Raw genomic sequence first — 7,158 nt, 5'->3', positions numbered from 1 at the left:
GCTCTATCCATTGCAATAGGAAGACTGTCTCCCTGTAATAAACTGCCCACAACCACACTGGTAAAAACATCCCCTGTACCGGGATAATAAACAGGTATATAATTACATTTAACCTTCCAGAACCGTTTGTCATCTTTATTGTAGGCAATAACATTTGTAACACTTGTATTATTCCGGGTTGGAACACTGGTAATAATTACTATTCTTGGCCCCATATCTACCAATCGTCTCAGGTAATCCTTTATTAGATCATCATTGATTGTTTTAGTCTCTTTCTCGCCCAGCAGGAAAAGTACTTCTGTATAGTTAGGTGTAATTAAATCTGCTTTTTGTATATACTTGCGCATTTCTCTAACCATGTTCTGGTTCATTGACGAATATAATTTTCCTCCGTCACCCATTACCGGGTCAACAACAACCAGGGTATCTTCCCTGGCAAAGTCATCGATAAAATGCGAGATAATATCTATCTGCTGCGGGGAACCTAAAAACCCGCTGTAGATACAATCAAAATCAATGTTAATTTCTTTCCAGTGTGCAATATATTCTGTCATATGTGTGGTTAAGTCAATAAATTTATAATTTTTAAAACTACCGGTATGTGTTGAAAGAACTGCGGTGGGCAATGGACAAACCTGGATGCCCATGGTGGATAAAATTGGAATAACCACTGCCAGGGAAACTCTGCCGAATCCTGATAAATCATGGATTGCGGCAACTCTTTGTACTGGTTTTTTCATTTTTTCTCCTTTTAAATAATTAGAAACAGGAATTTTCTTACAGTTCTTTCTTTATTTTAACACATCATTACCGGTTAGTGTTTGCTTGACAAAAATTATATAAAGACTTAATATAGTATAAAATCTAACTTGAAAATTACTGGGGAGAGTAAGCACAACCGGTTAGCAAGTGAGGGTATTGCTCTGTGAGATTACCTTAACTGTTGTTGCTGAAATAGAGCCTCAAACTATAAATAATACAGGTTAGTTGCCTTTACAGAACTTAAATGAGTGGGAAAGATTAAAATATTTTTTTATTCCAATCAGGGTGGTACCACGGGAAATTTATCTCGCCCCTTTTTTATATATTTAATATAATATATAAAGAGGTTGCGGGATTTTTTATTTTTGGTTATTCTTGAGAAAAAATAGCCTATATTCAGGAGTATAAAATATAAATGGAACAATTAAACTTAATCTGGCAAGGATTACCATCCTTGTTATCAGGTACAGTCACTACTGTAATTCTTACTTTATATTTTTTAAGTTTGGGCTTTGTTTTGGGAATAATCCTGGCACTGGGAAGAGTATATGGTTCTCGGATAATCAATATTTTACTTATTCAACCATTTGAGCGTTTTTTCAGGGCGGTTCCTGCTCTTGTTTTACTTTTTTTATTCTACTTTGGTTCCTCATTCTTTAATATAAACATGAGCCCTTTCGTAGCTGCAATCCTGGCAATGGGATTACGCTCTGCGGCCTATCAATCTCAAATATTCAGAGGGGCAATCCAATCAATAGGCGAAGGACAAATGAAAGCAGCCCGTTCCCTGGGTATGAACACATTGCAATCGATAAGGCATGTCATTCTACCCCAGGCATTAAGGCTATCTATCCCACCCTGGGCAAATGAATATGCTGTTGTCCTGAAAGACAGCTCATTAGCATACGCAGTAGGGGTTACAGAATTATTAAGACAAGGCCGTTACATTGTTGCCAGGACTTTTGGGAATGCATTATTAATATATACTTTTTGTGCCTTAATCTATTTTGTGCTGGTCTTTGTCGGTAATCAATGTTTAAAACTCCTTGAAGAAAAATACAGGATTCCGGGATATGAAATTAAAACAACTAAACATCAATCTGTCTTAGAAAGGATTTAAAATGCCAGATGTTATTCTAAAAGCTGAAAATGTATACAAAAGATATGGAAAACTGGAAGTACTAAAAGGTATTTCTTTCCAGGTAAACAGAGGTGATACTACGGTAATTATCGGACCTTCAGGTACCGGCAAGAGTACTTTGCTAACATGTATTAACCAGCTAACCCCGCCTGACAAAGGACGCATTTGGTTGGAAGATACCGAGATTACCAATCCAAAGACTGATATTAATTTAATCCGTTCTTCAATTGGAATGGTCTTTCAGCACTTTAACCTGTTTACCCATCTGACCGTTTTGGATAATGTCCGTATCGGGTTATCAGTAGTTAAAAAAATACCAAAAAATGAAGCAACTGAGATAAGTATGGAAAAACTTAATGAAGTGGGATTGGCTGATAAGGTAAGTTCGTATCCTGCTGAATTATCAGGGGGACAACAACAGCGTGTTTCAATTGCCCGGGCACTGGCAATGAATCCAAAACTGATACTTTTTGATGAACCCACATCTGCACTTGACCCTGAGCTGATCGGAGAAGTGTTAAATGTTATGACCAAACTTGCTGAAATGGGAATGACCATGGTGGTTGTTTCACATGAAATGGGTTTTGCCCGTGCAGTAGCAAATGACATTATATTTATGGAAAATGGCTTTATTGTGGAAGAGGGCAAACCGGATAAGATGTTTAATGATTCTGAAAATCCAAGGACACGGGAATTTTTACATAAGATTACCGAGCTCTATGGGGGTAAAGAAAAATGAGTTTTATCTCACTTGCCTGGGATATACTGCCAAAATTAATGGAAGGTACAGCGGTTACTATTCAATTAACCGTTATATCTATAATAATCGGTATTTTATTAGGCATTCCTGTTGCTATGGGGAGAGTTTACGGGAATAAACTATTCTATGCTATCTGTACCTTTTTTGTAGAGATAATTCGGGGAACACCTTTATTAACCCAACTATTTATCCTTTATTTTGGTCTGCCTTCAGTAGGTGTTATGTTGTCGCCATTTATTGCAGCTATTATCGGAATGGGTTTAAACAGTGCCGCCTATCAGGCAGAATACTTCCGGGGTGCTATTCAATCTGTAAAAAAAGAACAATTGACTGCTGCCTATTCTATTGGGATGAGTCAGTTTCAAACAATAAGACATATTGTTTTACCCCAAATGTTTCGTTTAGTTATTCCATCCTGGTCAAATGAACTTATTTATCTTTTAAAATATTCATCCATGGCTTATATGATACAGGCTCCGGAAATTATGTCTCAAGGCAGATTGATTGCATCCCGTAATTTTAGAACATTTGAAGTTTTTATCATAGTTGCATTGATATATCTTGTACTGGTTTCAATTTTATCTAAATTTTTGGATGTGATTGAAAGAAAGTTCCGTATCCCGGGACTTTAATTAATCCCTGATTAAATAGATTGTTAAAACCATAACAAAAAATATATAAATAAGGGGGCGATAATTTTTAATAAACTTAAATCATATACAGTTAATTATTTTTAAAATATTATTAAGGAGGATAAGAAATAATGTTTAATAAATTAGTAAAAATAAGTCTTTCAATTATTATTGTTCTATTAATTTCAAGTGTTCTTACCGTTTCAGCTGCACCTGAAAAAATTGTAGTGGGAACTTCAGCCGACTGGCCGCCTTTTGAATGGATTGATGCAAATAACAATTTTGTGGGATTTGATATGGATATAATGAAAATAATTGCCCGGGTTCAGGGATATGAGATAGAAATCAATGATATTGGCTTTGATTCCCTGATTCCTGCCATTCAATCCGGTAGAATCGATGTTATGGCTGCAGGGGCCACCTTAACACCGGAGCGATTAGAAGTAGCAGATGCATCCAATACTTATTGGTCTGGCAGTCAGGGGGTTATGGTAGTGGAAGACTCTGCTTTAAACATAGCAACTGCCTTAGCAGGTGGAAATAGTGTTGGAGCCCAGAGAGGAACAACACAGGCAGACTGGCTGGAAGAAAACCTTGTTGGAGCAGATGTAGATATTAAAGTAGAATTATATGAAACCAATGACCTGGGCATTATGGATTTAGTCAATGGCCGCATTGACGCCTTTGTTGCTGATACCCCTGCTGCTGAAGCATTTACTAAACACAATCCTATCAAAATTGTCGGAACCATTAATACCGAGGAAGAATATGTTTTCTATGTCCAAAAAGGTGACCCGAAAGAAATTCTTCCATTAATCAATGAAGGACTGGCAAAAATCCAACAGACTCCAATCTGGGACAATCTGGTAAATGCCTATTTCATGGGAGATTTAAACAAAATTTCTGATTGCTATGGTGAATATGGAGACCTGTTAGATGAAGACCTGGAAGCATTCACTCAAAATTTAGCTGAATGCATGATGGCAAATTAAATTATTTAATTGTGTTAAATACTCTTAATTAATGTAAACTTGTAAAAATATCTCGCTTCCGGAAAAATATCAATGATTCCGGGGCGAGATTTTTCAATAATTAACAGACTAAGTTGTCTATTTCTGAGGAGAATAAAATGAAAATTAAACCATTCCAGGTAGAACGATGGCTGAATACTTATGAAACCAAAGCAAAATATGAATTAGCTGAAACAGATGCGAAACCGTTTACACTTGAAGAATTAAACAAATTAAATCCGAATGTAGATTTGTTACAGGATATTGCTAAAATTAAAATCGGATATAATCCTACTGAAGGCAGTGATTTATTGAGAGATAAAATTGCAAATCTATATGGTCCTGATACTTCTGCAGAAAATATTCTTGTTACAACCGGGGCTATTGAGGCAGATTTTCTTTTATCTAATGTTTTAGCCAATAAAGGTGATAAAGTAATTGTGCTCTGGCCAGCCTATCAATCCCTATATTCAATAGCTGAAGCCCGTGGCGCACAAGTGGAGTACTGGAAATTGTCTTATGAGAACTGTTTCCAGCCGGATTTAGAAAAATTATCAAAAATGATTGACAGTACAACCAGGCTGCTTGTCTTAAACATACCCAATAACCCCACCGGTGCTGTAATTAATGAACAGCAACTAAAGACTATTCTGCAATGGGCAGAAGAGTATGATTTTTATGTAATCTGTGATGAGGTTTATCATGAATTAATTTTCAAGGAAGGCATTGTTCCTCCATATGCCAGATCTTTGAGCAACAGGGCAATTAGTGTGGGGAGTATGTCTAAAGCATATGGACTGTCAGGTCTCCGAGTGGGATGGATTGCCGCCCCTGAAAAAGTTATTGATGAGTGCTGGAGTTGGAAGGATTATACTTCAATAAGTAACTCTCCTATCAATGATTACCTGGCATCTTTCGCCCTGGATCATTTCAAGCAAATCTCTACAAGGAATCACAGCATTATCTGCAAAAATCGGAAAATATTAGAAGAATGGTTTGAAGAACATAAAAAGTATTTTGATTACTATCTTCCTGAGGCAGGTGTTTTGTGTTTTCCCAAATTGAAAAATATTCATATCAGCTCAGAACAGCTTGCCCTGGATTTATTTAATCGTAAATCACTCCTGGTAGTTCCGGGGGAATGTTTTGATATTCCCAACCATCTCAGAATCGGTTTTGGCGGGGATTCGGATAAATTAAGAAAAAGCCTGTCCGTATTTGCAGATTATCTGAAAGAAAACTTCTAACAAAATCTCTTTAATATAATATTGAAAAGGAAATGACAAATGAATCTAAATGATATTTATTCGGCATGGGAGAATATTCATAAACTTATTAAAAAAACTGATTTGCAAAAATCTCTTTACTTCAGCGATTTAACTCAAGGAGATGTGTTTTTGAAATTGGAGAATACGCAGATTACCCATGCTTTTAAAATAAGAGGCGCAATCAATAAGTTAAACAAAATAAAGAAGAATCAGCAGGAAATTATAACTGCCTCCTCAGGTAACCATGGACAAGCAGTAGCCAGAGCATCCAGGGAATTAGGATTGACTGCAAAAATAATCGTTCCTGAAGGAACTCCGGAGAAAAAAAAGCAGTTGATTCAAAAATATGGTGCTCAACTTATAATTTATGGTAAATCAGTAGACCAATCAGAGGCTTATGGAAGAATGTTAGCAGAAAAAGAGGGTAAACTATATATTTCCCCATATAATGATCCGGATATTATCGCCGGGCAGGGTACTATCGGACTGGAATTGACCAAACAGTGTCCTGATTTACAATATGTGGTGGTACCTGTTGGAGGTGGGGGGCTTGTATCCGGAGTAGGTATAGCCATAAAAGAAAATTTTCCTGAAATTCAGGTTATTGGAGTGCAGGCAGAGAATGATTCGGCTATTTATCATTCCATTAAGGCAGGAAGGATTCTGTCCACCGAGGAATACCCCTGTACCTCTACTATTGCCGAGGGATTAGCCGGGGGAATTGAACAAAATTCTATAACTTTCCCACTAATCCAAAAATATGTTGACAAAATCCTGTTGGTTAAGGAAGACTCAATCAAGGAAGCAATCTCCCTGTTGTGGAAAAAGGAAAATTTAGTTACTGAAGGAGCCGGCGCAGTTGGAGTTGCTGCAGTTTTGGAAAATCCCAGGATATTTTCCAGTAAGAAAACAGCGATTATTTTAAGCGGAGGTAATATCAATAAGGACTTATTTAACAGGCTAATTGAAAATTAGAAAAATTAATAAAATAAGACCTCTATTTTTATGTGTAAAATTTCTAAATTATCTAAAATTCTGATATAATCAAAAAATTAATAAAAATTTGGATGTAAGAAGGAAGATTATGACAGGGAATAAAGTTGTTTTTACCCCATGTAAGAGTTATCAGAAGGAAGATATCCAGCCTGCAACTGTGAAGCTATTGCAGGAATTGGGTAATTTGGATAAAATTATTAAACCCGGGCAGAAAGTGCTGTTAAAAGTCAATCTGCTCATGAAAAAACCCGCGGAAGCCGGTGTTACTACTCATCCTGCTCTGGTTGAAACAATTGTTAATCAGGTGCAGTCCCTTGGTGCTAAAGTAATTATTGCAGACAGCCCTGGTGGTCCTTTCACAAAAGGCTGGTTAAAAGGAATCTATCGGGAAACAGGGATGGAGGATGTAGCAAAAAAAACAGGGGCACAGCTAAACTGGAACTTCCAGCAGGAAGAATTCTCTTACCCGGAAGGAAAAATACTAAAACAGATTACCCTGGCTCAGGTTATTAAAGAGGCTGATGTAATTATCTCTCTTGCAAAATTGAAAACTCATGGATTTACAATCTACACAGGGGCTGTCAAGAAT

At 36.7% G+C, this 7,158-nt stretch carries 8 protein-coding genes; 7 read left to right on the top strand and 1 reads right to left on the bottom strand.

Features of this window, described 5'->3' with window-relative positions; genetic code table 11:
- On the bottom strand, positions 1-740 hold a 740-nt coding region (locus PHQ99_06945; GenBank protein MDD4289308.1), incomplete at its 3' end, for a pyridoxamine kinase.
- 437 nt (positions 741-1,177) lie between these two features.
- On the opposite strand from PHQ99_06945, the gene PHQ99_06940 reads away from it, so the two are divergent.
- The 7 genes from PHQ99_06940 to PHQ99_06910 form a co-directional block, all read left to right on the top strand.
- Positions 1,178-1,882 (top strand): amino acid ABC transporter permease, encoded by a 705-nt coding sequence (locus PHQ99_06940; GenBank protein ID MDD4289307.1) that lies wholly within the window; start codon positions 1,178-1,180, stop codon positions 1,880-1,882.
- Between the two features lies 1 nt (position 1,883).
- Positions 1,884-2,642, top strand: coding sequence for an amino acid ABC transporter ATP-binding protein (locus tag PHQ99_06935; protein MDD4289306.1), 759 nt, complete (start codon positions 1,884-1,886; stop codon positions 2,640-2,642).
- On the top strand, positions 2,639-3,295 hold the full coding sequence (locus PHQ99_06930) for an amino acid ABC transporter permease (protein MDD4289305.1): 657 nt from the start codon (positions 2,639-2,641) through the stop codon (positions 3,293-3,295). Before PHQ99_06935 ends, PHQ99_06930 begins: the two co-directional genes overlap by 4 nt.
- Before the next feature lie 131 nt (positions 3,296-3,426).
- Positions 3,427-4,287: a transporter substrate-binding domain-containing protein gene (locus tag PHQ99_06925; GenBank protein ID MDD4289304.1), complete on the top strand. Its 861-nt coding sequence runs from the start codon at positions 3,427-3,429 to the stop codon at positions 4,285-4,287.
- A 137-nt stretch (positions 4,288-4,424) separates the two neighbouring features.
- Positions 4,425-5,552, top strand: coding sequence for an aminotransferase class I/II-fold pyridoxal phosphate-dependent enzyme (locus tag PHQ99_06920; protein MDD4289303.1), 1,128 nt, complete (start codon positions 4,425-4,427; stop codon positions 5,550-5,552).
- A gap of 39 nt (positions 5,553-5,591) precedes the next feature.
- On the top strand, positions 5,592-6,548 hold the full coding sequence (locus PHQ99_06915; protein MDD4289302.1) for a threonine/serine dehydratase: 957 nt from the start codon (positions 5,592-5,594) through the stop codon (positions 6,546-6,548).
- 109 nt (positions 6,549-6,657) lie between these two features.
- Positions 6,658-7,158 (top strand): DUF362 domain-containing protein (locus PHQ99_06910; protein ID MDD4289301.1); only part of this gene is annotated, 501 nt, incomplete at its 3' end.

The organism is Atribacterota bacterium (assembly GCA_028703475.1).
GTDB lineage: Bacteria > Atribacterota > Phoenicimicrobiia > Phoenicimicrobiales > Stramentimicrobiaceae > JAQVMU01.
Note: the sequence above shows the minus strand (reverse complement) of the source record. Positions and strands in the feature narration are given on the sequence as shown.